We start from the raw sequence: 26,444 nt of genomic DNA, 5'->3' as shown, positions 1-26,444 counted from the left end.
AAAGCGTAAGGCCCCGTGTTGCGCCTGGCGCGGGAAACGGTTACAGGCATTTCAGGCGTCATCCGCCTGCATGGGGCGCAAGCTGTCTAGCGTGGGATTCGAACGACTGAGATTCGCTGGGAGTCCTGTTAGAAGGGCAGGTCACATAAACCGTAAGCAGAGGTAACCCAGCTTTCAGTTCGCCTGGCCGTCTTTTTCCAAACTCGTACGTTCAGAGGAGACACCCATGAAATACCGCCCGCTTGGACAATCTGGCCTATTGGTATCTGAATTTGTTGTCGGGACCATACCCTTTGGTGGACGCGGTGATTTCAGCAAAACGGGAGAAGTCGGAGTGGAACAGGCTCGACGGATGTTCGACTTCGCGTTCGATGCCGGCGTGAACATGGTCGACACTGCTGACCTCTATTCGGCAGGGCTCGCGGAAGAGGTGGTCGGGCAGGCGCTGGGCGACAAACGCCATGAGATCGTTCTGGCCAGCAAGGCGCGAAGCCCGATGGGCAATAATCCAAATAATAGCGGCGCCTCGCGCTATCACCTGATTCGAGCATGCGAAGCCAGTCTCAAGCGGCTGCGAACCGACCATATCGACCTGTACCAAATGCACAATTGGGATGGCGTGACCCCTATCGAAGAGACGCTGGCGGCGCTCGACCACCTCGTGCAGTCAGGCAAGGTTCGCTATGTCGGCACGTCGAACTACACCGCGTGGCAAATGATGAAGACACTGGGAACAGCCGAGTTCAAAGGGCTGGTCAAGCCTATCGCGCAGCAGATCTATTACACCCCCGAAGCGCGTGATGCCGAATACGAGCTGTTACCCATGGCGATCGACCAGAACATCGCGACGCTGGTTTGGGGCCCGCTGGGTGAAGGACTGCTGACGGGCAAGGTGCGCCGCGGGCAAGAGACGCCGAAGGGGACGCGTCAGGGTAATGATTGGCCCGAACCCTACGTGCATGACATGGAGCGGGCATACGACATTATCGAAACGTTGATCGCTATCGGTGAAAGCCACAACGTGTCGCCCGCACGCGTTTGCCTTGCCTGGCTAAAAGATCGCCCTGGCATTACCTCAGTGATCGTCGGGGCACGGACTGAGGAGCACCTGCGCGACAATCTTGCCGCTGCGGAATTGAAGCTGACGGGAGAGGACATTGACCGACTCGAACGCGTCACCCGTCAGGCGCCCCTCTACCCGTACTGGCATCGTGTTACTGCCGGTATGGATCGCATCGATCCTGCCGAAAAGCCGTTCCTAGACGGCCATCGTCAAACAATGGCCCTGAAAAAAGCTTGAAAGGTGAAGGTGCAGGCCTGAGCACGACGTCTTCAGAACCCGCCTACAATCTGCTGCGCGTTGGTTCTTCCTGCGTTAAACGCCGGCTGGGAGCCTCATTTACCATTCGTAAATGAGGCTCCCAGCCGGTTTTCAAGGGTTCGGCTCCAGCAGGATTCTGGCTAGCAATGTGGTCGCTGGCGCTCAGGCCTGCACGGTTTCCACCATTTTTCGCGCGTGGGCGATCGATTCCTGGGTGAGGTCCACGCCACCCAGCATGCGTGCGACTTCTTCCACGCGGTCCTTGTCGCCGAGGTATTTGACGGCCGTTTTCGTCTCCTTGCTGCCACGCGCCTTGTGTACGAACAGATGCTGATGACCCTGCGCTGCAACTTGCGGCAGGTGAGTGACTGTCAGCACTTGTCCGCGATCACCCAATCGACGCAACAATTGGCCGACAACCTCGGCCGTCGGCCCGCCGATGCCCACATCCACTTCGTCAAACACCAGGGTTGGTACGCGGGAGGTTTGGGCCGTGATGACCTGGATGGCAAGACTGATCCGCGAAAGCTCGCCGCCCGACGCTACCTTGGCCAAGCCCTTCAGCGGCTGGCCAGGGTTGGCGCTAACGAGAAATTCCACATGCTCTTGCCCAAAGGGTTGCGGCTCGTCATTCGATATACCGCGTAACTCGATCGAAAAACGGCCACCAGGCATCCCGAGACGCTGCATTTCTTTCTCGACCTTGATCTCAAGCGCCTTGCTGGCCTTGTTGCGCAGACCGCTCAGTTTGGTGGCCTTTTCCGCGTAATGCCGTAGATAAGAGGTCAGCTCCTCCTCGAGCACGCCGACGGTTTGGTCACTGGCATCGAGCCCGGCCAGCTCGGCACGCAGCTGGCTCTGCAGTTGTCCCAGTTCGTTTGGCTGGACACGGTGCTTGCGGGCCAGCGTATAGATGGCGTCGAGCCGTTCCTCAAGGTACTGCTGCCGCTCGGGGTCGGCATCGAAGTTGTCGATGAAGCGGTTCAGCTGGCCGACCGCTTCCTCGACCTGGATTTGCGCGCTGGTCAACAGGTCGGTCGCCTCTTGCATGGCCTCGGGTTGCCCGTCGCCGCTCGCTGTAAGCCGGTTGAGACTGGCCGTGAGCGCGGCAATGACATTACCGCCGTCGCTTTCCCTGCACATTTCCAGAACCTGTCGGCATGCGCTTAACAGACTTTCGGCGTTGGAGAGTGACTTATGCTCCTGTTCCAGATCCTCGAGCTCGTTCTCCACCAGCGCAAGGTTGTCGAGCTCTTCGAGCTGGTAGCTGAGCAGCTGGTGGCGCGCCCTGTGCTCGTCGCTACTCCGCGAAAGCCGCTCCAATTCACTGCGTGTTTGTTTCCAGCGCTGGGATGCCAGTTGAACCTGGCGTGCCAGGTCGACCGCGCCGGCATACTCATCAAGTAAACGGCGGTGTGTGTCGAGTTTGAGCAGAGATTGGTGCTCATGCTGGCCGTGGATATCGATCATCAGCCCGCCAAGACTTTTCAGGTCGGCGAGTGGGCACGGCGTGCCGTTGATATAGCCGCGCGAGCGGCCCTCCGCTGTAATGACCCGACGCAGAATGCAGTGGCCGTCATGCTCGAGGTCGCGTTCGGACAACCATGCCGCCGCTTCGGGAATGTCGCGAAGATCGAAGCTGGCCAGGATATCGGCTTTGTCGGCACCTGGACGCACGACTCCGCTGTCGGCTCGATCACCCAAGGCAAGACTCAGCGCATCGAGCATGATGGACTTGCCCGCGCCGGTTTCGCCCGTGATGACACTCATGCCACCACGCAGCTCCAGGTCGAGGTGTTCGACGATTGCATAGTTGTGAACGGACAGATGCACCAGCATGGGAAGGCTCCGAATATGTTCGTACATTCAGTGCTGTCTATTTATACAGTTGTCCAGTTCGGCTGGCAACGTACCGTTTGTCTACCGATGTCGACCCGCGCGCGACGTCCATTCGCTTCCGCCCCTTGAAGGTTGGCCGGTCGTCCCCATATAGCCGGCAAGCGAATCGGATCCGCGTATCCGAACGATAAATTGGAGGAGAAACGCATGGCTGACGAGCAGAAGCTGGATACCCAGAATCCCGAAGACATCGCCGCCACGACCGAATCAGCCGACAGTGATTTGTCGGCTCGTGTCGAGCAATTGGAAGAGCAACTGGCTGCCGCGCAGGATCAATCACTGCGTAGTGCGGCTGAGCTGCAAAACATACGCCGCCGGGCCGAGCAAGATGTCGAGAAAGCGCACAAGTTTGCGCTCGAGAAGTTTGCCGGCGATCTGTTGGGCGTCGTGGATAGCCTGGAGCGTGGTCTGGAGCTGTCCAATCCCGATGATGCGAGCATCAAGCCAATGCGCGAGGGCATGGAGCTGACGCTGAAGATGCTCCAGGACACGCTCAAGCGCCACCAGATCGAGGCGATCGATCCGCACGGGGCGCCGTTCAATCCAGAGCATCACCAGGCGATGGCGATGGAAGAAAGCACCCATGTCGAGCCGAACAGCGTGCTCAAGGTGTTCCAGAAAGGCTATCTCGTCAGCGGCCGCCTCCTGCGTCCTGCAATGGTCGTTGTAAGCAAGGCGCCCGTCGAACCGCCTCCGAGCATCGACGAAAAAGCTTGAAAATCCGGGGAGTGATCCCCACCTAAGTGATCAACCAAACATTGAATGGCCCTGGTCGGGCCGCACGAAATCCAACGTTTTCGGAGAGGATTATGGGCAAGATTATTGGTATCGACCTGGGAACCACCAACTCCTGTGTGGCCATCCTGGAAAACGGTAACGTCAAGGTTATCGAGAACGCTGAAGGTGCACGTACGACGCCTTCCATCATCGCCTACGCCAACGATGGCGAGACGCTGGTCGGTCAGTCCGCCAAGCGTCAAGCGGTGACCAACCCGCACAACACGCTGTACGCGGTAAAACGTCTGATCGGTCGTCGTTTTGATGAAGACGTCGTGCAGAAAGATATTCAGATGGTGCCGTACAAGATCGTCCGGGCGGATAACAACGACGCCTGGGTCGAAGTCAACGGTCAGAAGATGGCGCCTCCGCAGATATCGGCCGAGATTCTGAAGAAGATGAAGAAGACCGCCGAAGACTACCTCGGCGAAACGGTCACCGAGGCGGTGATTACCGTTCCAGCGTACTTCAACGACAGCCAGCGTCAGGCCACTAAAGATGCGGGCCGTATCGCGGGTCTCGACGTCAAGCGGATCATCAACGAGCCGACTGCTGCCGCGCTGGCCTACGGCATGGACAAGGCCAAGGGCGATCATACGGTCATCGTCTATGACCTGGGTGGCGGTACGTTCGACGTCTCGGTGATCGAGATTGCGGAAGTTGACGGCGAGCACCAGTTCGAAGTGTTGGCGACTAACGGCGACACCTTCCTGGGTGGTGAAGACTTCGATATTCGTCTTATCGACTACCTCGTCGACGAATTCAAGAAAGAGTCCGGCATGAACCTCAAGGGCGATCCACTGGCGATGCAGCGCCTGAAGGAAGCGGCTGAGAAGGCGAAGATCGAGCTGTCGTCGAGCCAGCAAACCGACGTAAACCTGCCGTACATCACGGCTGACTCGTCCGGTCCGAAGCACCTGAACGTCAAGATCTCGCGCGCCAAGCTGGAGTCGCTGGTCGAGGATCTGGTCGAGCGCACGATCGAGCCCTGCCGTGTTGCTTTGAAAGACGCTGGTATCGACGTCTCCAGCATCAACGACGTGATTCTGGTCGGTGGTCAGACCCGTATGCCGCTGGTGCAGAAGCGTGTGGCCGAGTTCTTCAATAAAGAAGCGCGCAAGGACGTCAACCCGGATGAAGCCGTGGCTATGGGCGCTGCGATTCAGGGTGCGGTACTTGCCGGTGACGTGAAGGACGTACTGCTGCTGGACGTTTCCCCGTTGACCCTGGGTATCGAAACCCTGGGTGGTGTGATGACGCCGCTGATCGAGAAGAACACCACGATTCCGACGAAGAAGTCGCAGGTATTCTCCACCGCGGACGACAACCAGAACGCGGTGACCATCCACGTGTTGCAGGGCGAGCGCAAGCAAGCGGCGCAGAACAAGTCGCTGGGGCGTTTCGACCTCGCCGAGATTCCACCGGCACCGCGTGGCGTTCCACAGATCGAAGTGACCTTCGACATCGATGCGAACGGTATCCTGCACGTCGGTGCGAAGGACAAGGCGACTGGCAAGCAGCAGTCCATCGTGATCAAGGCTAACTCCGGTCTGTCCGAGGAAGAAATCGAGCAAATGGTGCGTGACGCCGAGGCGAATGCCGAGGACGACCGCAAGTTCGAGGAGCTGGTTTCGGCGCGTAATCAGGGTGACCAACTGGTCCACGCAACGCGCAAAATGCTGACTGAAGCGGGCGATAAGGCCACTGCTGAAGAGAAGGCTGCGATCGAGACGGCGATTGGTGAGTTGGAAACCGCGGTGCGTGGTGACGACAAGGAAGCGATCGAAGCGAAGGTCAACGCGTTGTCTCAAGCGTCTGCGCCATTGGCACAGAAGATGTACGCCGAGCAGCAGCCTGGCGATGCGGCCAAGCCTGAGGGTACCTCGAAATCTGCTGGCGACGATGTCGTCGACGCGGAGTTCGAAGAGGTCAAGGACAACAAGTAAACGTCACGTTTGCTTTGCTCCGGTGCGGCTTGCGTCGCACCCCCTAACTGACTACGCGGGGGCTTGCTCCCGCGTAGGCATGTCTGGAGGAGTGAGAGAGGAATTTAGAGAATCATGGCAAAACGAGACTATTACGAGATCCTTGGGGTCGAGCGTGGTGCTAGCGAAGGGGACCTGAAGAAGGCCTATCGCCGCTTGGCCATGAAGTATCACCCGGACCGCAATCCGGACGATAAAGCTGCGGAAGAGAAGTTTAAGGAAGCCAACGAAGCGTACGAAGTGCTCTCCGATGCGAGCAAGCGCGCGGCGTACGACCAGTACGGCCATGCCGGCGTCGATCCGCAGATGGGCGGTGGCGGTCCGGGCGGTATGGGCGGCGCCAATTTCTCCGACATCTTCGGGGACGTATTCAGCGATTTCTTCGGCGGGGCCCGTGGCGGTTCGCGCGGCGGTCCGCAACGCGGCAGCGACTTGCGCTACACCTTGGAACTGGACCTGGAAGAGGCCGTGCGCGGCACCAATGTCACCATCCGGGTGCCGACGCTGGTCAACTGCAAGGTGTGCGACGGCAGCGGCGCCAAGAAAGGCTCTTCTCCGGTTGGTTGCCCTACCTGCGGTGGTATCGGCCAGGTGCGCATGCAGCAGGGCTTTTTCTCTGTTCAGCAGACCTGCCCTCGTTGCCATGGCAGCGGCAAGATCATTCCCGATCCGTGCGAAGCCTGTCATGGGCAGGGGCGCGTTGAAGAGCACAAGACGCTTTCGGTCAAGGTGCCAGCGGGTGTGGATACGGGGGATCGCATTCGCCTTTCCGGTGAAGGCGAAGCGGGCGCATTGGGAGGCCCGGCAGGCGATCTGTACGTCGTCGTCAATGTGCGTGAGCACGCGATCTTCCAACGCGATGGACGCGATCTCTTCTGTGAAGTGCCTATCGGCTTCGTCGATGCAGCACTGGGTGGCGAGCTGGAAGTGCCGACACTGGATGGGCGCGTAAAGCTCAAGATTCCAGAAGGTACCCAGACCGGAAAGTTGTTCCGTTTGCGCGGCAAGGGCGTCGCACCGGTACGTGGCGGCGGTCCTGGTGATCTGATGTGCCGTGTCGCTGTGGAGACGCCTGTCAACCTGGACAAGCGCCAGCGCGAGTTGCTGGAAGAGTTCCGTGGCAGCCTCAAGGGCAACAGCTCTCATTCCCCTAAGGCGAGCGGATGGTTCGAAGGCGTGAAGCGTTTCTTCGGTGACCTATAACAAAGGAATCGTCGGCTCGTCATGAGCCGGCTTCCAAAATCTGGAGCAACGTTCTAATGCGACGTATAGCCGTAGTTGGCGCCGCCGGGCGCATGGGTAAGAACCTCATCGAGGCTGTGCAGCAGAGTAGTGGCGCAGCAGGGCTGACCGCTGCGATCGACCGGCCAGATAGCAGTCTGGTCGGTGCCGACGCAGGCGAGTTGGCGGGAATCGGCCGCATAGGCGTTCCACTTTCTGGGGACCTGGCTCGAGTGGTCGATGAATTCGATGTGCTGATCGATTTCACTCACCCTTCGGTTAGCGTGCAGAACATCGCTGCCTGTCGTCAGGCAGGCAAGGCCATGGTGATCGGGACAACTGGTTTTTCGCCTGAGCAGCGTGAGCACTTGGTTGAAGCATCAAAAACTATCCCTATCGTCTTTGCTGCCAATTTCAGCGTCGGGGTCAATCTGTGCCTGAAGCTGCTCGATACTGCGGCTCGCGTATTAGGTGATGACGTTGATATCGAAATCATGGAAGCGCATCACCGGCATAAGGTAGATGCGCCGTCCGGTACCGCGGTGCGCATGGGGGAGGTCATTGCCGAGGCGCTTGGGCGTGATCTAAATGAGGTCGCGGTCTACGGTCGCGAAGGCCAGACGGGCGCGCGTAAGCGTGAGACCATCGGGTTCGCTACGGTTCGTGCAGGTGATGTCGTTGGGGATCACACCGTGCTGTTCGCGGCAGAGGGAGAGCGTGTCGAGATCACCCATAAGGCATCGAGTCGCATGACGTTCGCCAAGGGCGCCGTTCGCGCGGCATTGTGGCTCGAGGGTCGTGAAGCCGGTCTTTACGACATGCAGGACGTTTTGGGTCTACGCTGATTAGATTCCTCATCGACCTTGCGGTGGACCCTAAAGCGCAACCTCTATAGAATGCCCGCTTTAGTATGTTTACTAAAAGTTGCGCAGAAAATGGCTCAAATAAAAAGCGGGGTGACGGTCGATACGTCATCCCGCTTTTTTACAATCTGCGTTTGCGTCAGCTCTAGATCCTTGGGAGGTCTTTCTTGACTAAGCCAGCCATACTCGCCCTTGCCGATGGCAGCATTTTTCGTGGCGAATCCATCGGTGCCGACGGATATACAGTCGGCGAGGTGGTGTTCAACACCGCCATGACCGGCTATCAGGAAATCCTCACCGATCCCTCCTATGCCAAGCAACTTGTTACGCTGACCTATCCGCACATCGGCAATACCGGTACAACACCGCTAGACAGCGAAGCCAATCAGGTGTGGGCCGCCGGTCTAATCATTCGTGACTTGCCGCTGATCGCCTCCAACTGGCGCAACAAGCAGCCCCTCGACGCTTACCTTAAGGAAAATGGCACTGTCGCTATCGCCGATATCGATACGCGCCGCCTGACGCGCATCTTGCGTGAGAAAGGTGCGCAGGACGGTTGCATTCTTGTCGGGGACGATGCAACGGAAGAGCGCGCGCTGGAGCTGGCCAGAGGCTTCCCAGGTTTGAAGGGTATGGACCTGGCCAAAGAAGTCAGTGTGAAGGAGCGCTACGAATGGCGTTCGACGGTGTGGAATTTAGAGGGCGACAGCCACTCCGACATTCCTGCTGATCAGCTGCCTTACCATGTCGTTGCGTTTGACTACGGCGTCAAGGTGAACATTTTGCGCATGCTTGTCGCGCGCGGTTGCCGTATCACGGTGCTGCCGGCGCAGACGCCCGCAAGCGAGGCATTGTCGCTGAATCCGGACGGCGTATTCCTGGCCAACGGTCCTGGCGACCCGGAGCCGTGCGACTACGCGATCAAGGCCATCCAGGAAGTGCTGCAAACGGAAATTCCCGTGTTCGGGATCTGCCTGGGGCATCAGTTGCTCGCGCTGGCGTCCGGGGCCAAAACGGTAAAAATGCCGAATGGTCACCACGGCGCTAACCACCCCGTACAGGACCTGAAAACCGGCGAGGTGTTGATCACTAGCCAGAATCACGGGTTCGCCGTGGACGAAGCGACGCTGCCCGATAACGTTCGCGCTACGCACAAATCGCTGTTTGACGGCACGCTGCAAGGTATCGAGCGGACGGACAAAGTGGCGTTCAGCTTCCAGGGTCACCCTGAAGCGAGCCCAGGGCCGCACGATGTTGCGCCCTTGTTCGACCGTTTCATCGAAGCCATGGCCGCGCGCCGTTGAGTTTGTCGAGCCAAGGAATTCGAGAGTAAGCACATGCCAAAACGTACAGACATTAAAAGTATCCTCATCCTCGGCGCGGGCCCTATCGTCATCGGCCAGGCCTGTGAGTTCGACTATTCCGGTGCGCAAGCCTGTAAGGCGCTGAAGGAAGAAGGTTTTCGCGTCATTCTGGTGAACTCCAACCCGGCCACCATCATGACCGACCCAGCGATGGCCGACGCGACCTACATCGAGCCCATCAAGTGGGCCACCGTCGCCAAGATCATCGAGAAGGAGCGCCCCGATGCGCTGCTTCCCACCATGGGGGGGCAGACTGCGCTCAACTGCGCGTTGGACCTCGAGCGTCACGGCGTGCTCGAAAAGTTCGGTGTCGAAATGATCGGTGCCAACGCCGACACCATCGACAAGGCTGAAGACCGCTCGCGCTTCGACAAGGCGATGAAAGACATCGGCCTTGCCTGCCCGCGTTCAGGTATCGCGCACAGCATGGAAGAGGCTTACGGCGTCCTCGAGCAGGTCGGCTTCCCGTGCATCATTCGCCCGTCGTTCACCATGGGCGGCACCGGCGGTGGTATCGCGTACAACCGTGAAGAGTTCGAAGAGATTTGTGCACGTGGTTTGGACTTGTCTCCGACCAACGAGTTGCTGATCGACGAATCGCTGATCGGCTGGAAGGAATACGAGATGGAGGTTGTCCGCGACAAGAAGGACAACTGCATCATCGTTTGCGCGATCGAGAACTTCGATCCGATGGGTGTCCATACCGGAGACTCGATCACTGTTGCGCCCGCTCAGACGCTGACTGACAAGGAATATCAGATCATGCGTAACGCCTCGCTGGCGGTACTGCGCGAGATCGGAGTGGAAACGGGCGGTTCCAACGTGCAGTTCGGTATCTGTCCGGACACCGGTCGGATGGTCGTGATCGAGATGAACCCGCGGGTGTCCCGCTCTTCCGCGCTGGCATCGAAGGCCACGGGCTTCCCGATTGCCAAGATCGCCGCGAAGCTGGCAGTCGGCTACACGCTGGACGAGTTGCAGAACGACATCACCGGTGGGCGCACCCCAGCGTCCTTCGAGCCGTCGATCGACTACGTCGTGACCAAGATCCCACGCTTCGCCTTCGAGAAATTCCCGAATGCCGATGCCCGCCTGACGACGCAGATGAAGTCGGTTGGTGAGGTCATGGCCATCGGGCGCACCTTCCAGGAGTCCGTACAAAAAGCGCTGCGTGGTTTGGAAGTCGGTGTTGCCGGCTTCGATCCCAAGCTTGATCTCAATGATGCTGAAGCTGAAAGTACGCTCAAGCGCGAGCTGACCGTCCCGGGCGCTGACCGTATCTGGTACGTGGCCGACGCGTTCCGCGCCGGCCGTTCCGTGGATCAAGTCTTTGCGCTGACCAAGATCGATCCATGGTTCCTCGTGCAGATCGAAGACCTCGTGAAAGAAGAAGAGCAGGTCAAGACGTTGGGCCTGTCCAGCATCGATTATTCGGTGATGCGCCGCCTCAAGCGCAAAGGCTTTTCGGATGCGCGCCTCGCCAAGTTGCTGGGCGTTACCGAGAAAAACCTGCGTAGCCATCGCCACAAGCTGAAGGTCTTGCCGGTCTACAAGCGTGTGGACACCTGCGCGGCCGAATTTGCGACCGATACGGCGTATATGTATTCGACCTACGAGGAAGAGTGCGAGGCTAATCCGAGTTCGCGCGACAAGATCATGGTCATTGGTGGCGGCCCGAACCGTATTGGGCAGGGTATCGAGTTCGACTATTGCTGCGTTCATGCGGCCCTCGCGATGCGCGAAGACGGCTACGAAACCATCATGGTGAACTGCAACCCTGAGACCGTCTCGACCGATTACGACACCTCGGATCGCCTCTACTTCGAGCCGGTCACGCTCGAAGACGTGCTGGAGATCGTACGCGTCGAGCAGCCGAAAGGCGTGATCGTCCAGTACGGTGGCCAGACGCCGCTGAAGCTGGCGCGGGCCTTGGAGGAGGCGGGCGTACCGATCATCGGCACGACTCCAGACGCCATCGATCGGGCGGAAGACCGTGAGCGTTTCCAGCAGATGGTTCAGCGTCTGAATCTGCGTCAGCCGGCGAATGCCACAGCCCGCAGTGAAGACGAAGCTATCCTGGCGTCGAAGGCCATCGGTTATCCGTTGGTGGTACGCCCGTCTTATGTGCTAGGCGGCCGCGCGATGGAGATCGTCTACCAGGAGGACGAGCTCAAGCGTTACATGCGCGACGCAGTGAAGGTGTCCAATGACAGCCCAGTGTTGCTGGATCACTTCCTCAATTGTGCGATCGAGGTGGACATCGATGCCGTGAGCGACGGCACCACCGTTGTTATTGGCGCAATCATGCAGCACATCGAGCAGGCGGGTGTTCACTCCGGCGACTCCGCATGCTCGTTGCCGCCGTATTCCTTGCCGAAGCACATCCAGGATGAAATCCGGGATCAGGTGAAAAAGATGGCGCTCGAGCTTCATGTGGTCGGTCTGATGAACGTCCAGATGGCGGTCCAGGGCGAGGATATCTACGTCATCGAGGTGAACCCGCGTGCTTCGCGTACGGTTCCGTTCGTATCCAAGTGCATCGGGACGTCGCTGGCGAAGATCGCGGCACGCGTCATGGCCGGTAAGACCCTCGCCGAGATCGGTTTCACCGAAGAGATCATTCCGCCGTATTACAGCGTGAAGGAAGCCGTGTTCCCGTTCGCGAAGTTCCCCGGCGTGGACCCGATCCTCGGCCCAGAGATGAAATCCACCGGTGAGGTAATGGGGGTCGGCGATAGCTTCGCCGAAGCCTTCTCCAAGGCGCAGATCGGTGCAAGCGAAGTGCTGCCGAATTCTGGCTGTGCGTTCATCAGCGTACGCGATGATGACAAGCCCTTCGTGGCACAGGTCGCCGGGGATCTGGTGAAACTGGGCTTCGAAGTCGTTGCCACGGCAGGAACTGCGCGCGTGATCGAAAACGCGGGTCTACCCGTCCGTCGCGTCAACAAAGTCACTGAAGGTCGCCCGCATGTGGTCGACATGATCAAGAACGATGAAGTGACCTTGATCATCAATACCACCGAGGGGCGTCAGTCCATCGCTGATTCTTATTCCATTCGTCGCAATGCTCTGCAGCACAAGATCTGCTGTACCACTACGATTGCGGGCGGTCAGGCAATCTGTGAAGCGCTCAAATACGGTCCCGAGAAAACCGTGCGCCGCTTGCAGGATCTACATGCAGGAATCGATATATGACCAAGTACCCAATGACGGTCCAGGGCGCTCGCGCCCTGGAAGAAGAGTTGAAACACCTAAAAGGCGAGTTGCGCCCGCAAATCACTCAGGCGATTGCAGAAGCGCGCGAGCTCGGCGATCTAAAGGAAAATGCGGAGTATCACGCTGCGCGTGAGCAGCAAGGCATGGTCGAAGCGCGCATTCGCGACATCGAAGGCCGTTTGCAGAACGCGCAGGTCATCGATGTGGCGGCGATTCCGCATACGGGCAAGGTGATTTTCGGCACTACCGTCGATATCGCGAACGTGGAAACCGACGAAACCACGACCTATCAGATTGTGGGTGACGACGAGGCCGACGTGAAGCAAGGCAAGTTGTCAGTGAGCTCGCCTATCGCTCGCGCTTTGATCGGAAAAGAAGAGAGTGATGTCGTCACGGTGCGGACGCCAAGCGGACTGATCGAGTACGAGATTGTCGAAGTCCGCCACGTCTGAGTCACGCGCTGGATTCGTCGCTCTCGCCTGGCACATTGCATTGGCGTTTTGGGTCGGCGGCGCGCTTTCGCTTCAGTTGGTATCGCTGCCGGGCCTGCAATTCGCAGGTCTGGCGCCGATGCTTGCGGACGATGTGAGGCTCGTGCTGACACGCATGCAGATTGAAGCCACTCTGTGGTGCGCTGCCTTTCAGTGGCTTCTCTTGATGATCGCCTCGCCGCAAGCAAGGCGCTTGCGTGATGCGCGAGTGCTTGCGCTGGCACTTGTAGCGGTCGTATGCCTGATCGATCTATTCATTCAGGGCGCCTTGCCGATGTACGATTTCCGCATCACCGGCATGCTGCTCGTCGCTTCAGGGTTGTGGCTGTTGTCGCGTCCCGCTCCGGAGTACCGGAAAGGATAAACGTGCTCAACCGGCGTTGCGGCTGATGTTGGACAGGTTGCGATTGGGTTTTGGGTTTTTCCGATATACCAGTGCCACCTTGCCGATCGACTGAACGAGCTCGCAGCTTCCTGCCGTGCAAAGCGCTTCGATGATGGCGCGACGATCTTCACGCTCAGCGACGCGAACCTGGATCTTGATCAACTCGTGATCGTTCAGAGCGCGATCCAGCTCGGCCATCACGCCTTCGCTAAGACCGTTTTCGGCAATCATCAATACCGGTTTCAGGTGGTGGCCGATAGCTTTGAACTGTTTCCTCTGCTCTTGAGTGAGCGGCATAATCTGACCCCTATGTTCGGCCGTGCGAAAAAGCGGGCTAGTTTACCCGAGCTCCGCAAAGCATGCGCGGCTGTTGATGATTCGATACGAGGTTCCTTTGGCGCGTTCCAAGACTAGCCTTCGTTGGCTAAAAGAGCACTTCGACGATCCCTACGTCAAAATGGCGCAGAAGGATGGCTACCGATCGCGTGCCAGTTACAAACTGCTCGAGTTGCAAGAGAAGGATCGTTTGTTAAGGCCAGGCATGACTGTCGTCGACCTCGGCGCTGCGCCTGGCGGTTGGTCGCAGGTGACCAGTCGCGTCATTGGGGATCGTGGTCGCCTAATCGCATCGGACATACTGGAGATGGATAGCATCCCGGATGTCACGTTCATTCAGGGTGACTTCACCGATGACAAGGTCTTCAAGCAATTACTGGACGCGATTGGCGAACATCCCGTGGACCTTGTTATTTCGGACATGGCACCCAATATGAGTGGTGTCAGGACCGCTGATCAGGCACGCGCCATGTATTTATGCGAGCTGGCGCTGGATCTTGCTGGGCGAGTCTTGCGACCCGGCGGCGACTTCCTGATCAAGATTTTCCAAGGTGAAGGATTCGACCAATACCTCAAGCAGGTTCGCGACGAATTCGATAAGGTGCAGATGCGGAAACCGTTGTCGTCTCGAGACCGTTCCCGTGAGCAATACCTGCTGGCGCGTGGTTATCGCGATGGCTAAGCATTTAAAGTCTTCGGCGCACTGCACTTGAGCTTGTTTTTTGCGTCCAAGGCAAACAAAGGGTTACAGACGGCGCCTGCGAGGAGCGGGGTTGTGTAGTAAGTTAGGCCGGTGAACATCCGGCCGTCATGCGGGGTTTGTCCGCTCGGACGGCTTCAGAGGGTAGCGAATTGAACGACATGGCAAAGAACCTGATCCTGTGGCTGATCATTGCAGCTGTACTGGTGACGGTGATGAACAACTTCTCCAGCCCCAGCGAACAGCAGACGCTGAACTATTCCGACTTCATCGAGCAGGTGAAGGACGGTCAGGTCGAGCGTGTCACGGTAGACGGCTACGTCATTACCGGTAAGCGTCAGAACGGCGAGAACTTCAAGACCATCCGACCAGCCATCCAGGACAACGGCCTGATTGGCGATCTGGTTAATAACAATGTGGTCATCGAAGGCAAGCAGCCTGAGCAGCAGAGCATCTGGACGCAGCTGCTGGTCGCCAGTTTCCCAATCTTGGTGATCATCGCCGTATTCATGTTTTTCATGCGGCAGATGCAGGGGGGCGCTGGCGGTAAAGGCGGCCCGATGAGCTTCGGCAAGAGCAAGGCTCGCCTGCTTTCTGAGGACCAGGTCAAGACCACGTTTGCCGATGTGGCGGGCTGTGACGAGGCAAAGGAAGAGGTCAGTGAGCTGGTCGAATTCTTGCGCGATCCAGGTAAGTTCCAGCGCCTGGGCGGGCGGATCCCTCGTGGTGTCCTCATGGTGGGTTCGCCTGGTACTGGTAAGACCCTACTGGCCAAGGCTGTGGCGGGTGAAGCCAAGGTTCCGTTCTTCACGATCTCCGGTTCCGACTTCGTCGAGATGTTCGTTGGTGTAGGTGCAAGCCGCGTTCGCGACATGTTCGATCAGGCCAAGAAACACGCGCCCTGCATCATTTTTATCGACGAGATTGACGCGGTTGGTCGTCATCGTGGTGCCGGTCTGGGTGGTGGTCACGACGAGCGCGAACAGACCCTTAACCAGCTGCTGGTAGAGATGGACGGCTTCGAGATGAACGATGGGATCATCGTTATTGCCGCAACGAACCGCCCGGACGTGCTCGATCCTGCACTGCTACGCCCAGGTCGTTTCGACCGTCAGGTTGTGGTTGGCCTTCCCGACATACGTGGTCGCGAGCAGATTCTCAAAGTTCATATGCGCAAGGTGCCCGTCGGCGAAAACGTCGACCCTGCAGTAATTGCCCGTGGAACTCCAGGCTTCTCCGGTGCTGACCTTGCGAACCTCGTGAACGAAGCCTCGCTGTTTGCCGCACGTGCGGGCAAGCGAATCGTCGATATGCGCGAGTTCGAATTGGCGAAAGACAAGATCATGATGGGCGCCGAGCGCAAAACCATGGTCATGTCGGAAAAAGAAAAGCTCAACACGGCGTACCACGAAGCAGGGCACGCGATTGTGGGGCGTCTGGTCCCTGAGCATGACCCCGTTTACAAAGTCTCTATTATTCCGCGAGGCCGCGCGCTGGGCGTGACGATGTTCCTGCCGGAAGAGGATCGCTACAGCCTCTCGAAGCGCGCGCTGATTAGCCAGATCTGCTCGTTGTTCGGTGGCCGTATCGCAGAGGAAATGACGCTTGGTTTCGAAGGCGTCACAACCGGTGCCTCCAATGACATCATGCGGGCCACGCAACTGGCCCGTAACATGGTGACCAAATGGGGCTTGTCGGAAAAACTTGGCCCGCTGATGTATGCCGAAGAAGAGGGTGAAGTATTCCTGGGGCGTAGTGCAGGCAGCCAGCAGAGCAATGTCTCCGGCGAGACAGCACAGATGATTGACCAGGAAGTTCGCAGCATCATCGACCAGTGCTATAGCACGGCCAAGCGGTTACTCGAAGAGAACCGTGACAAGCTCGACATGATGGCCGAGGCATTGATGAAGTACGAAACCATCGACGTCGATCAGATTGACGACATCATGGCTGGCCGTAACCCGCGCGAGCCTCGCGACTGGCAGGGCGGATCTGGTACGCCTACGCCGCCGCGTGAAGAAGCGGGGCGTCCCGAAACGCCGATTGGTGGTCCAGCTGGCGAACATTAAGGTCTTTTAATGCTCGACGTGCATTACCCAACACGGCTGCCATTCGGCAGCCGTGTTGTCGATTTAGCCCTTCCGAAAGTGATGGGCATTCTGAACGTGACGCCCGATTCTTTTTCGGATGGCGGGCAATTCAGTCGTTTGGACGCAGCGTTGCGCCATGTCGAGTCGATGGTGGAGGCAGGGGCCGCTTTTATCGATGTGGGTGGCGAGTCCACGAGGCCTGGCGCGGCGCATGTTACGCGTTCTGAGGAGCTGGATCGCGTTGCGCCGGTTGTGGAAGCTATCGTCCAGCGGTTCGATGTGGTCGTATCGCTCGATACCTCTACGCCCGAAGTCATGACCGAAGGCGCGCGCCTGGGAGCAGGGCTGATTAATGATGTGCGCTCGTTGATGCGTCCGCGCGCGTTGGAGGCCGCTGCGGCGACCGGGCTGCCGGTCTGCCTGATGCATATGGTCGGTGAACCGACGACCATGCAGGACAACCCTCAGTACGATAATGTCGTCGAAGCGGTACATGCGTTCTTGAAAGCGCGCATTGCTGCCTGCGCACAGGCGGGTATCGAGCAACATCGGCTGATCATCGATCCCGGCTTCGGGTTCGCCAAGACGCTTCAACACAATCTTGTGCTGTTCAAGCGAATGGACGAATTGGCTGACCTGGGGTGCCCTTTGCTTGTCGGTGTCTCCAGAAAAAGTATGATTGGTCAGACGCTGTCACGCCCGGTCCAGGGGCGATTAGCTGGAAGCCTTGCGCTCGCAGCGCTGGCACTTGCAAAGGGCGCACGCATACTGCGTGTGCACGATGTCGCGGAAACCGTCGATGTCGTGAGAATGATCGCCGCCGTAGAAGCGGCGGAGTAAGCGATTCGGAGCTCCAATGAGTAGAAAATATTTCGGTACCGATGGCATTCGTGGGCGCGTCGGACAGTTTCCTATTACGCCTGACTTTATGCTCCGCCTTGGCTGGGCCGCGGGTATGGCTTTCCGAAAGCAGGGTGCATGCCGTGTATTAGTCGGCAAGGACACGCGTATTTCTGGGTACATGTTCGAGTCTGCCTTGGAGGCGGGACTCTCGGCGGCAGGGGCGGATGTCATGCTGCTTGGGCCGATGCCAACACCAGCAATCGCTTATCTCACGCGCACATTCCATGCGGACGCGGGCATTGTGATTAGTGCTTCGCACAATCCTCACTACGATAACGGAATCAAGTTCTTTTCGGCTCAGGGCACTAAGCTTCCGGATGAGATTGAGCTAATGATCGAGGAGCTGATCGATGCGCCGATGACCGTCGTCGAATCGGTCAAGCTCGGTAAGGTGTCGCGCATCAACGATGCCGCTGGCCGCTACATCGAATTCTGCAAGAGTACGGTCCCCGCCGGAACGAGCTTCGCTGGCCTGAAAATAGTCGTCGATTGCGCGCATGGTGCGACTTACAAGATTGCCCCAAACGTCTTCAAGGAGTTGGGCGCACGCGTCGTCACCTTGGCTGCACAGCCCGACGGGTTGAATATCAACGATCAATGCGGCTCGACCCATCTTGCGGCTTTACAGGCTGCAGTGGTGGCGGAGTCGGCTGACCTGGGTATCGCATTCGATGGCGATGGTGATCGGGTGTTGATGGTCGATCATACGGGGGCCGCAGTGGACGGGGACGAGCTGCTTTACATTATTGCTCGCGATCTTAGTCAGCGGCAAAAATTACAGGGCGGCGTCGTCGGAACCCTGATGAGCAACCTGGGGCTCGAGTTGGCGCTGGCGGACCTGGATATTCCGTTCGTGCGGGCGAAGGTCGGTGACCGCTACGTCATGGCCGAGCTGCAGGCAAATGATTGGCGACTAGGAGGCGAAAACTCTGGGCACATCGTTTGTGGGCAATACGTCACAACTGGCGACGCCACGGTTGCGGCGCTTCAAGTATTGATGGCGTTGCAGCGCAGCAAGCAACACTTGGCAGCCGCACGTCGCGGGGTCAGGAAGATGCCGCAGGTGTTGGTGAACGTGCGTTTCGCCGGGGGGGTTGATCCGGTAGAGCATCCGGCTGTCAAAGAGGCGTGTGACCGAGTTACCGCGCAGATGGGCGGGCAGGGCCGGGTGCTTTTGCGTAAATCCGGTACCGAGCCGCTGGTGCGTGTGATGGTCGAAGGTTCCGACGAAGCGCGCGTGCGGGGTTACGCCGAGGAGCTGGCGGGCATCGTTAAAGAGGTATGTGCTTGATTTTGCTTGTCAGCCTGAAAAGGCTTGGGTAATATCCGCACCCACTTTGATCGATGAGGACACTGCATGCGTCGTCCACTGGTCGCAGGCAATTGGAAAATGCACGGCACTCGCGCATCGGTAGATGAGTTGGTGCAAGGGCTTCTAAAGCTTGAAGTTGTGCCAGGTGTTGATGTTGCGGTGCTCCCTGTAGCGCTTCATATCGAGCGAGTGATTTCTGCTATCGAGAGCGTGCAAGTGCTTGTCGGTGCTCAAAATTGTTCGGTCGAGGCGCAGCAAGGCGCGTTCACGGGTGAAATATCCGCGGCGCAGCTCGCTGATTCGCAATGCCGGATGGTGCTGGTAGGCCATTCGGAGCGTCGGCAGCTGTTCCAGGAAGATGATCATGTGATCAGTCGCAAGTTTTATGCGGCGCAGTCTTATGGACTGACCCCGGTGTTGTGCGTAGGGGAAACCCTGGAACAGCGCGAAGCGGGTAAGACGCTCGAGGTCATTGCCGATCAGTTGGGCAATGTGATTCGAGAGTTGGGTATTGGTGCTTTTGCGCAGGCGGTAATTGCGTATGAGCCGGTTTGGGCGATTGGCACTGGTCTTACTGCGACGCCAGAACAGGCTCAGGCTGTTCATGCGGCGATTCGCGATCAGCTGTCGAGTGAGGATGGCCAGATTGGCTCGTCTATTCGTCTGCTGTACGGCGGTAGCGTTAAAGCTGCCAACGCGGCCGAGCTTTTCGAGATGCCGGATATTGATGGTGCGCTCGTAGGCGGGGCTTCCTTGAATGCGGATGAGTTCGGTGCGATTATCCGCGCCGCTGGACGTAAGTGATGGTTGAGACGATCGTAATCGTTGTTCATTTGTTGGTAGCACTGGCCGTAGTGGGTCTGGTGTTAATTCAGCAAGGTAAAGGCGCAGATGCGGGCGCGTCTTTCGGTGCAGGTGGTTCTGCAACGGTATTTGGTGGACAAGGTTCTGCTACCTTTCTGAGTCGTTTTACTGGTATACTTGCCGCGCTTTTTTTCTTGACCAGCCTTGGGTTAGCGTATTTTGCTAAAGAAAAGGCTGAAGCACTTAGTGGTGTAGGTCTTCCTGCTCCGGCTGCCATTCAGGCACCTCAGCAGTCTGCTCCTAACGACGATGTGCCTGTTCTTGAAAAGCCTCAATCTCCTGCTGAAGCAGGCGACGTTCCTGGGGTGCAAGAGCAGAAGTAAGGTGTTTTGCCGAGGTGGTGGAATTGGTAGACACGCTACCTTGAGGTGGTAGTGGCCATAGGCTGTAGGGGTTCGAGTCCCCTCCTCGGTACCATAAACACAAGACGGCCCGCTTTGCGGGCTTTCTTGTTTTCGGATGTCAGGTTGACCCGTCACGCGGTGACGCCTTATAATCCGGCACCAGCTTTGACGCGGGGTGGAGCAGTTTGGTAGCTCGTCGGGCTCATAACCCGAAGGTCGTTGGTTCAAATCCAGCCCCCGCAACCACATATAAAAGGCCCCTGTTCAGGGGCTTTTTATTAGCTGGACAGTTCATGCCGTTTCGATATGGCTGTAATCAGGGATGGGCGTGTTGCCCATTTTTTATTTGTATCGCACGCAAGAGAGGGCTCAGGTGTCGAGCAAGCTAGAACAGTTGCAGGCCCTTTTGGGCCCTGTCGTAGAAGCGCTTGGCTATCAATGCTGGGGAGTCGAATTCATTTCCCAGGGCCGGCACTCGCTTTTGCGTATTTATATCGATCATCCCGATGGGATCCTCGTTGACGATTGCGAAAAAGTGAGTCGTCAAATCAGCGGTGTACTCGATGTCGAGGATCCGATCAGTAGTGAGTACACGCTAGAAGTTTCTTCACCGGGTATGGACCGGCCACTGTTTACCGTCGAACAGTATGCGGCCCATGTTGGTGAACAAGTGAAGATCAAACTGCGCGCTCCTTTTGAGGGTCGACGCAATTTCCAGGGTCTTCTTCAGGGCGTTGAGGATCAGGATGTCGTTATTCGTGTAGAGGAACACGAATATCTGCTACCGATCGATCTGATCGACAAGGCCAATATCATTCCCCGTTTTGATTGAGCCACGGGTCCGCGGGCCAAATGGATTGCGAAAGGCGAGGCGTACATGAGTAAAGAAGTACTGCTGGTTGTTGAATCGGTCTCCAATGAAAAGGGTGTACCGGCTGGCGTTATTTTTGAAGCGCTGGAACTGGCGTTAGCGACCGCCACAAAAAAACGTTACGACGACGAAGTCGAGCTTCGGGTCGAGATAAACCGTATCACCGGTAATTACGATACGTATCGCGTCTGGAACATCGTTGAAGACGAAGATTTCCAGAATCCAGCTTCCGAGTTGACGGTAGAAGACGTTCAGGAGCAAAAGCCAGGCGCCAAAGCCGGTGACGTAATCGAAGAAAAGATCGAGTCGATCGAGTTCGGTCGTATCGCCGCGCAAACGGCCAAGCAAGTCATCGTGCAGAAAGTGCGCGAAGCCGAGCGCGCCCAAGTGGTCGAAGCCTACCGCAACAAGCTGGGCGACATCATTTTCGGCACCGTGAAGAAAGTGACTCGCGACAACGTGATCGTCGATCTTGGCAATAACGCGGAAGCGCTGTTGGCTCGCGACCAGATCATCCCGCGCGAAACATTTCGGGTCGGCGCGCGCCTGAGGGCGCTGCTCAAGGAAATTCGTACTGAAAACCGTGGGCCACAGCTCATTCTGTCGCGCACCGCGCCGGAAATGCTGATCGAGCTGTTCCGGATCGAAGTGCCTGAAATCGCGGAAGGCCTGATCGAGGTCATGGCGGCCTCGCGTGATCCGGGATCGCGCGCCAAGATCGCCGTGCGCTCGAAAGACAAGCGCATCGACCCTCAAGGTGCCTGCATCGGTATGCGCGGATCACGCGTCCAGGCAGTATCCGGCGAGCTAGGTGGTGAGCGTGTCGATATCGTTCTCTGGGACGACAACGTCGCACAGTTCGTGATCAACGCGATGGCGCCTGCTGAAGTTGTCGCGATTATCGTCGACGAGGATGCTCACGCGATGGACATTGCTGTTGGCGAGGACAACCTCGCTCAGGCCATTGGCCGGGGCGGTCAGAACGTCCGCTTGGCGAGCCAGCTGACCGGTTGGACGCTCAACGTGATGACCGAGAAGGACATTCAGGCAAAACAGCAAGCTGAAACGGGTGACATCCTTCAGACATTCATCGATGAGCTCGAGGTCGATGAAGAGTTGGCACAGGTTCTGGTCGAGGAAGGCTTTACCAGCCTCGAAGAGATTGCCTACGTGCCAATGGAGGAAATGCTCAACATAGACGGGTTTGACGAAGAGATCGTCAATGAGCTGCGCTCCCGCGCTAAAGATCGGTTGCTGACCAAAGCAATCGCCACTGAAGAAAAGCTCGCTGACGCTCAACCTGCGGACGATCTTGTCGAGCTCGAGGGCATGGAAAAAGACCTCGCTCTCGAACTCGCTATGCGCGGCGTTATTACCCGAGAAGACCTGGCAGAGCAGTCGATCGACGACCTGCTCGAGATCAAAGGCATGACTGAAGAGCGTGCTGGCAAATTGATCATGGCCGCCCGAGCCCATTGGTTCGAGTAAGAAGTTGCGGCCTGAGGAGAGGAATGCATGACGCAAGTCACGGTGAAAGAACTGGCCAGTGTGGTCGATACGCCGGTGGAACGCCTGCTGCTACAGATGCGCGAGGCGGGACTGCCGCACACCAAAGCTGATCAGGTGGTAACCGACAACGAGAAACAAGCGCTTCTGGCTCACCTCAAAGGTAGCCATGGAGAGCGTGTGGAAGAGCCGCGCAAGATTACGTTGCAGCGCAAAACCACCACTACGTTGCGTGTTGCCGGCAGCAAGACGATCAATGTCGAAGTCCGGAAGAAAAAGACCTACGTCAAGCGCAGCCCCGACGAACTCGAGGCTGAAAAGCAGCGCGAACTGGAAGAGCAGCGCGCCGCCGAGGAAGCGTCTCGTTCGACGATCGACGCGGAAGCCAAGCGTATAGCTGCAGAAGAAGAGGCGCGTCGCAAGAAAGCGGAAGCTGAGGCAGCGAAAGCCGTTCAAGCGACGGCTGCATCGACCGCAAGTGCGGCCGATCAGAGTCCATCGGTCGAACAAGATGTGCCCGTTGCGCCGACTGCAGCGCCTGTAGCCGACGTGGCTCCGGTCGCTAGCCCTGCGCCTGAGCGCAAGAAAGATGAGCCGCCACGGCGCGTCGAGAAAACGCGTGATGACGATGACCGTCGCGATCGCAAGCATGCTCAGCACCGGCCTTCCTTGAAGGACAAGGGCATGACCTCTCGCGTAGGTCCTCGCACCACGTCGGGTGACGACGATCGCGAAGGCTTCGGTCGTCGTGGTGGGCGCGGAAAGGCGAAGCTCAAGAAACGTAACCAGCATGGCTTCCAGAGCCCGACTGGTCCGATCGTTCGCGAAGTCAATATCGGTGAAACCATCACCGTGGCAGAACTTGCCGCCCAGATGTCCATTAAGGGCGCGGAAGTCGTCAAGTTCATGTTCAAGATGGGGACACCCGTCACCATCAACCAGGTGCTCGATCGGGAAACGGCGCAACTCATCGCCGAAGAGCTGGGGCACAAGGTCAAGTTGGTCAGCGAGAATGCGCTCGAAGAACAGCTTGCCGAGTCGCTCAAGTACGAAGGCGAGGCGATCCATCGTGCGCCAGTCGTGACCGTCATGGGTCACGTCGACCACGGTAAGACGTCGCTGCTCGACTATATCCGTCGCGCGAAAGTCGCTGCTGGCGAAGCAGGCGGGATCACGCAGCACATCGGTGCCTATCACGTACAAACCGATCGTGGGATGGTGACGTTCCTCGATACCCCCGGCCACGCTGCGTTTACGGCAATGCGTGCACGGGGTGCGAAGGCGACCGATATCGTGATCCTGGTCGTTGCCGCAGACGATGGCGTCATGCCGCAGACCGAAGAAGCCGTACAGCATGCCAAGGCTGCTGGTGTGCCTATCGTGGTTGCGGTCAACAAGATCGATAAGCCGGAAGCTGATCTCGACCGCATCAAGAATGACCTTGCGGGCCGTGACGTGATTCCGGAAGAGTGGGGCGGTGATACGCAGTTCGTACCGGTTTCCGCGAAAGCAGGTACCGGCGTGGATGAGCTGCTCGAAGCCGTCCTCCTGCAAGCTGAAGTACTCGAGCTGACTGCACGTCCTGAGGCACCTGGACGCGGCGTGGTCGTTGAATCTCGTCTCGACAAAGGTCGTGGCCCTGTCGCGACGGTCTTGGTTCAGGACGGTACGCTGCGCCAAGGCGACATGGTCCTGGTCGGCGTCAACTACGGCCGCGTTCGCGCAATGCTCGACGAAAACGGTAAGCCTGTTAAGGAAGCCGGCCCGTCGATCCCGGTCGAGATCCTTGGCCTGGATGGCACGCCGGACGCTGGCGATGAAATGACCGTCGTTGCCGACGAGAAGAAAGCACGCGAAGTGGCTTTGTTCCGTCAGGGCAAGTTCCGCGAGGTCAAGCTGGCTCGTCAGCATTCCGCCAAACTCGAGAACATCTTCGAGAGCATGGGACAGGACGAGGTCAAGACGCTCAACATCGTACTCAAGTCCGATGTCCGCGGTTCGTTGGAAGCGCTGCAAGGTGCACTGGCTGACCTGGGCAACGAAGAAGTACAGGTTCGCGTAGTGGGTGGCGGTGTTGGTGGTATCACCGAGAGCGATGCCAATCTCGCACTGGCGTCCAATGCAGTCGTGTTCGGCTTCAACGTGCGGGCCGATGCCGGTGCGCGCAAGATCGTCGAGCAGGAAGGCTTGGACTTGCGTTACTACAACGTCATCTACGACATCATCGAAGACGTCAAGAAAGCGTTGTCCGGTATGTTGGGCAGCGACGTCCGGGAGAATATCCTTGGTGTTGCCGAAGTACGCGATGTGTTCCGCTCGCCGAAATTCGGTGCGATCGCCGGTTGCATGGTCATCGAAGGTACGGTCTTCCGTAACCGTCCGATCCGTGTTCTTCGCGACGATGTCGTTATCTTCGAAGGCGAACTGGAATCCCTGCGTCGCTTCAAAGACGACGTCGCTGAAGTGCGTAACGGCATGGAGTGCGGTATCGGCGTGAAGAGCTACAACGACGTCAAGGCCGGCGACAAGATCGAAGTTTTCGAGAAGGTACAGGTCGCGCGTACGCTCTAAGCGGTATCGCAAGGCTGAACGGCAAGCCCCGGACTCTGTCGGGTGCTTGCCGTTTCTCTTTGTGGCATGTGAATCAATGGCTGCGGCCGGCAGCCCAAGGCGGTATCTATGGCCAAGCAATACAGTCGTACACAACGTATCGGCGATCAGATGCAGCGCGAGCTGGCACTGCTGATCCAGCGTGAAATCAAGGACCCGCGTCTCGGGCTCGTGACCATCACCGCGGTTGACGTCACGCGGGACCTCTCACATGCCCGCGTCTATACCACGGTAATGGGGAAGGATTCCCCGGACGAGATCAAGCAGAACCTCGACATCCTCAAGGAAGCGGCTGGCTTCTTGCGTATGCAATTGGGCAAAGCCATGAAGCTGCGAACCGTGCCGCAGCTGCAGTTCGTTTATGACGCAAGCATTCGGCGAGGCGCCGAACTGTCTGCGCTCATCGAGCGGGCGGTCACCGAAGATCGCAAGCACGAGGATTGAGCGTGGCCCAAGTTAAACGAATCAGACGCAAAGTCGACGGAATTCTGGTGCTGGACAAGCCTAAGGGCTTTTCTTCGAACGCCGCACTGCAAAAGGTTCGCTGGTTGCTGAACGCGGAAAAAGCGGGGCATACAGGTAGCCTCGACCCCCTCGCCACTGGCGTATTGCCGCTTTGCTTCGGCGAAGCGACGAAGTTTTCGCAGTACCTGCTTGACGCTGACAAGGGTTACGAAACGATCATGCGCCTGGGCGTCACTACGACCACAGGTGATGCGGAAGGGGACGTTCTCGAACGCAAGCCGGTGGAGACCAGCGCCGAGGCCATCACTGATGTTCTACCGCGGTTTCACGGTGACATTCAGCAAATTCCGCCCATGTATTCGGCGCTCAAGCGCGACGGCCAACCGCTTTACAAATTGGCGCGTGCGGGAGAAGTAGTGGAGCGCGAGCCGCGTTCTGTTAATATTGCGCGCCTGGAATTGCTCGGCCTCGAAGGCGACGATGCGCGCCTGGCAGTTTCGTGTAGCAAAGGCACCTACGTGCGTACGTTGGTCGAAGATATTGGACAGTTGCTGGGATGCGGTGCGCATGTTGCGGCGTTGCGTCGGACCCAGGCAGGTCCTTTCGGGCTCGTGCAGGCCATTAGCCTCGAGGAGCTCGAAGAAGCGCACGCTCAAGGTGGCAATGAAGCGCTCGATCGTTTCCTGCTTCCTGTGGACAGTGGTTTGGAACATTGGCCGCTGGTCCAGCTGTCCGAGCATAGCGCGTATTATTGGCTACACGGCCAGCCGGTACGGGCACCAAACGCGCCCAAGTTCGGCAAGGTGCGCGTTCAGGATCATACGAACCGCTTTATCGGTATCGGTGAGGTGGATGACGACGGGCAGATCGCTCCGCGTCGACTGATTCGGTCGGAATGAGTGAGTCCTGGATTCACTTGAT

General features: G+C 58.0%; 22 protein-coding genes and 2 tRNA genes. 22 read left to right on the top strand and 2 right to left on the bottom strand.

Translation table 11 applies throughout. From position 1 onward, the window contains the following. The first annotated feature begins 226 nt into the window (after positions 1-226). Complete coding sequence (locus tag IEY47_RS13620; protein WP_188983805.1) at positions 227-1,300, top strand: aldo/keto reductase; 1,074 nt, start codon at positions 227-229, stop codon at positions 1,298-1,300. 183 nt (positions 1,301-1,483) lie between these two features. Here the strand turns inward: IEY47_RS13620 and recN are convergent, their stop codons facing one another. After that, positions 1,484-3,160, bottom strand: coding sequence for a DNA repair protein RecN (gene recN, locus IEY47_RS13615; protein WP_188983804.1), 1,677 nt, complete (start codon positions 3,158-3,160; stop codon positions 1,484-1,486). A 207-nt stretch (positions 3,161-3,367) separates the two neighbouring features. On the opposite strand from recN, the gene grpE reads away from it, so the two are divergent. The 8 genes from grpE (at position 3,368) to IEY47_RS13575 (ending at position 13,501) form a co-directional block, all read left to right on the top strand. Next, the gene (gene grpE, locus IEY47_RS13610; RefSeq protein WP_188983803.1) at positions 3,368-3,937 is read left to right on the top strand and encodes a nucleotide exchange factor GrpE; all 570 of its coding nucleotides are present in this window, start codon (positions 3,368-3,370) and stop codon (positions 3,935-3,937) included. Between the two features lie 92 nt (positions 3,938-4,029). Continuing rightward, the gene (gene dnaK, locus IEY47_RS13605) at positions 4,030-5,943 is read left to right on the top strand and encodes a molecular chaperone DnaK (RefSeq protein WP_188983802.1); all 1,914 of its coding nucleotides are present in this window, start codon (positions 4,030-4,032) and stop codon (positions 5,941-5,943) included. A 114-nt stretch (positions 5,944-6,057) separates the two neighbouring features. Then, a complete protein-coding gene (gene dnaJ / locus IEY47_RS13600; RefSeq protein WP_188983801.1) occupies positions 6,058-7,185 on the top strand; it encodes a molecular chaperone DnaJ in 1,128 nt (375 codons plus the stop codon). A gap of 56 nt (positions 7,186-7,241) precedes the next feature. Beyond that, complete coding sequence (gene dapB, locus IEY47_RS13595; protein ID WP_188983800.1) at positions 7,242-8,048, top strand: 4-hydroxy-tetrahydrodipicolinate reductase; 807 nt, start codon at positions 7,242-7,244, stop codon at positions 8,046-8,048. Between the two features lie 185 nt (positions 8,049-8,233). Then, on the top strand, positions 8,234-9,370 hold the full coding sequence (gene carA, locus IEY47_RS13590; protein ID WP_188983799.1) for a glutamine-hydrolyzing carbamoyl-phosphate synthase small subunit: 1,137 nt from the start codon (positions 8,234-8,236) through the stop codon (positions 9,368-9,370). Positions 9,371-9,403: 33 nt separating this feature from the next. Further along, positions 9,404-12,625: a carbamoyl-phosphate synthase large subunit gene (gene carB, locus IEY47_RS13585; protein WP_188983798.1), complete on the top strand. Its 3,222-nt coding sequence runs from the start codon at positions 9,404-9,406 to the stop codon at positions 12,623-12,625. Then, a complete protein-coding gene (gene greA, locus IEY47_RS13580; RefSeq protein WP_188983797.1) occupies positions 12,622-13,098 on the top strand; it encodes a transcription elongation factor GreA in 477 nt (158 codons plus the stop codon). Before carB ends, greA begins: the two co-directional genes overlap by 4 nt. Next, the gene (locus IEY47_RS13575) at positions 13,076-13,501 is read left to right on the top strand and encodes a hypothetical protein (RefSeq protein WP_188983796.1); all 426 of its coding nucleotides are present in this window, start codon (positions 13,076-13,078) and stop codon (positions 13,499-13,501) included. Before greA ends, IEY47_RS13575 begins: the two co-directional genes overlap by 23 nt. Positions 13,502-13,507: 6 nt before the next feature. Here IEY47_RS13575 and yhbY read toward each other — a convergent pair whose 3' ends face one another. Further along, entirely contained in the window at positions 13,508-13,819 is a 312-nt protein-coding gene (gene yhbY, locus IEY47_RS13570; RefSeq protein WP_188983795.1) for a ribosome assembly RNA-binding protein YhbY, read from the bottom strand. Between the two features lie 97 nt (positions 13,820-13,916). On the opposite strand from yhbY, the gene rlmE reads away from it, so the two are divergent. The 13 genes from rlmE to truB all read left to right on the top strand — a co-directional run bounded on the left by rlmE (position 13,917) and on the right by truB (position 26,422). Beyond that, positions 13,917-14,540: a 23S rRNA (uridine(2552)-2'-O)-methyltransferase RlmE gene (rlmE, locus tag IEY47_RS13565; RefSeq protein ID WP_188983794.1), complete on the top strand. Its 624-nt coding sequence runs from the start codon at positions 13,917-13,919 to the stop codon at positions 14,538-14,540. A gap of 179 nt (positions 14,541-14,719) precedes the next feature. Continuing rightward, entirely contained in the window at positions 14,720-16,627 is a 1,908-nt protein-coding gene (gene ftsH / locus IEY47_RS13560; RefSeq protein WP_188983793.1) for an ATP-dependent zinc metalloprotease FtsH, read from the top strand. A gap of 9 nt (positions 16,628-16,636) precedes the next feature. After that, entirely contained in the window at positions 16,637-17,488 is an 852-nt protein-coding gene (folP, locus tag IEY47_RS13555) for a dihydropteroate synthase (RefSeq protein ID WP_188983792.1), read from the top strand. Positions 17,489-17,504: 16 nt separating this feature from the next. Beyond that, positions 17,505-18,842, top strand: coding sequence for a phosphoglucosamine mutase (gene glmM / locus IEY47_RS13550; RefSeq protein ID WP_188983791.1), 1,338 nt, complete (start codon positions 17,505-17,507; stop codon positions 18,840-18,842). A 66-nt stretch (positions 18,843-18,908) separates the two neighbouring features. Beyond that, positions 18,909-19,667: a triose-phosphate isomerase gene (tpiA, locus tag IEY47_RS13545; RefSeq protein WP_188983790.1), complete on the top strand. Its 759-nt coding sequence runs from the start codon at positions 18,909-18,911 to the stop codon at positions 19,665-19,667. Beyond that, positions 19,667-20,050, top strand: coding sequence for a preprotein translocase subunit SecG (gene secG, locus IEY47_RS13540; RefSeq protein WP_188983789.1), 384 nt, complete (start codon positions 19,667-19,669; stop codon positions 20,048-20,050). The genes tpiA and secG overlap by 1 nt, the downstream gene beginning before the upstream one ends. 8 nt (positions 20,051-20,058) lie before the next feature. Beyond that, a tRNA-Leu gene (locus tag IEY47_RS13535) sits at positions 20,059-20,144 on the top strand. A 96-nt stretch (positions 20,145-20,240) separates the two neighbouring features. Continuing rightward, positions 20,241-20,317: transfer RNA gene (locus tag IEY47_RS13530), tRNA-Met, on the top strand. Positions 20,318-20,444: 127 nt separating this feature from the next. After that, positions 20,445-20,903 carry a ribosome maturation factor RimP gene (rimP, locus tag IEY47_RS13525; RefSeq protein WP_188983788.1) on the top strand — a complete coding sequence of 153 codons (459 nt, stop codon included), beginning with the start codon at positions 20,445-20,447 and terminating at the stop codon, positions 20,901-20,903. A gap of 45 nt (positions 20,904-20,948) precedes the next feature. Next, on the top strand, positions 20,949-22,430 hold the full coding sequence (nusA, locus tag IEY47_RS13520) for a transcription termination factor NusA (RefSeq protein WP_188983787.1): 1,482 nt from the start codon (positions 20,949-20,951) through the stop codon (positions 22,428-22,430). Between the two features lie 27 nt (positions 22,431-22,457). After that, positions 22,458-25,019, top strand: coding sequence for a translation initiation factor IF-2 (gene infB, locus IEY47_RS13515; RefSeq protein ID WP_188983786.1), 2,562 nt, complete (start codon positions 22,458-22,460; stop codon positions 25,017-25,019). A gap of 108 nt (positions 25,020-25,127) precedes the next feature. Beyond that, positions 25,128-25,502 (top strand): 30S ribosome-binding factor RbfA, encoded by a 375-nt coding sequence (rbfA, locus tag IEY47_RS13510; RefSeq protein WP_188983785.1) that lies wholly within the window; start codon positions 25,128-25,130, stop codon positions 25,500-25,502. A gap of 2 nt (positions 25,503-25,504) precedes the next feature. Beyond that, entirely contained in the window at positions 25,505-26,422 is a 918-nt protein-coding gene (gene truB / locus IEY47_RS13505) for a tRNA pseudouridine(55) synthase TruB (RefSeq protein WP_188983784.1), read from the top strand. The last annotated feature ends 22 nt before the right edge of the window (positions 26,423-26,444 follow it).

The sequence above is a fragment of the Pseudomonas matsuisoli genome, assembly GCF_014647635.1.
GTDB lineage: Bacteria > Pseudomonadota > Gammaproteobacteria > Pseudomonadales > Pseudomonadaceae > Pseudomonas_P > Pseudomonas_P matsuisoli.
The sequence above is the reverse complement of the archived record's forward strand: the minus strand, read 5'-3'. Positions and strand labels throughout refer to the sequence as shown.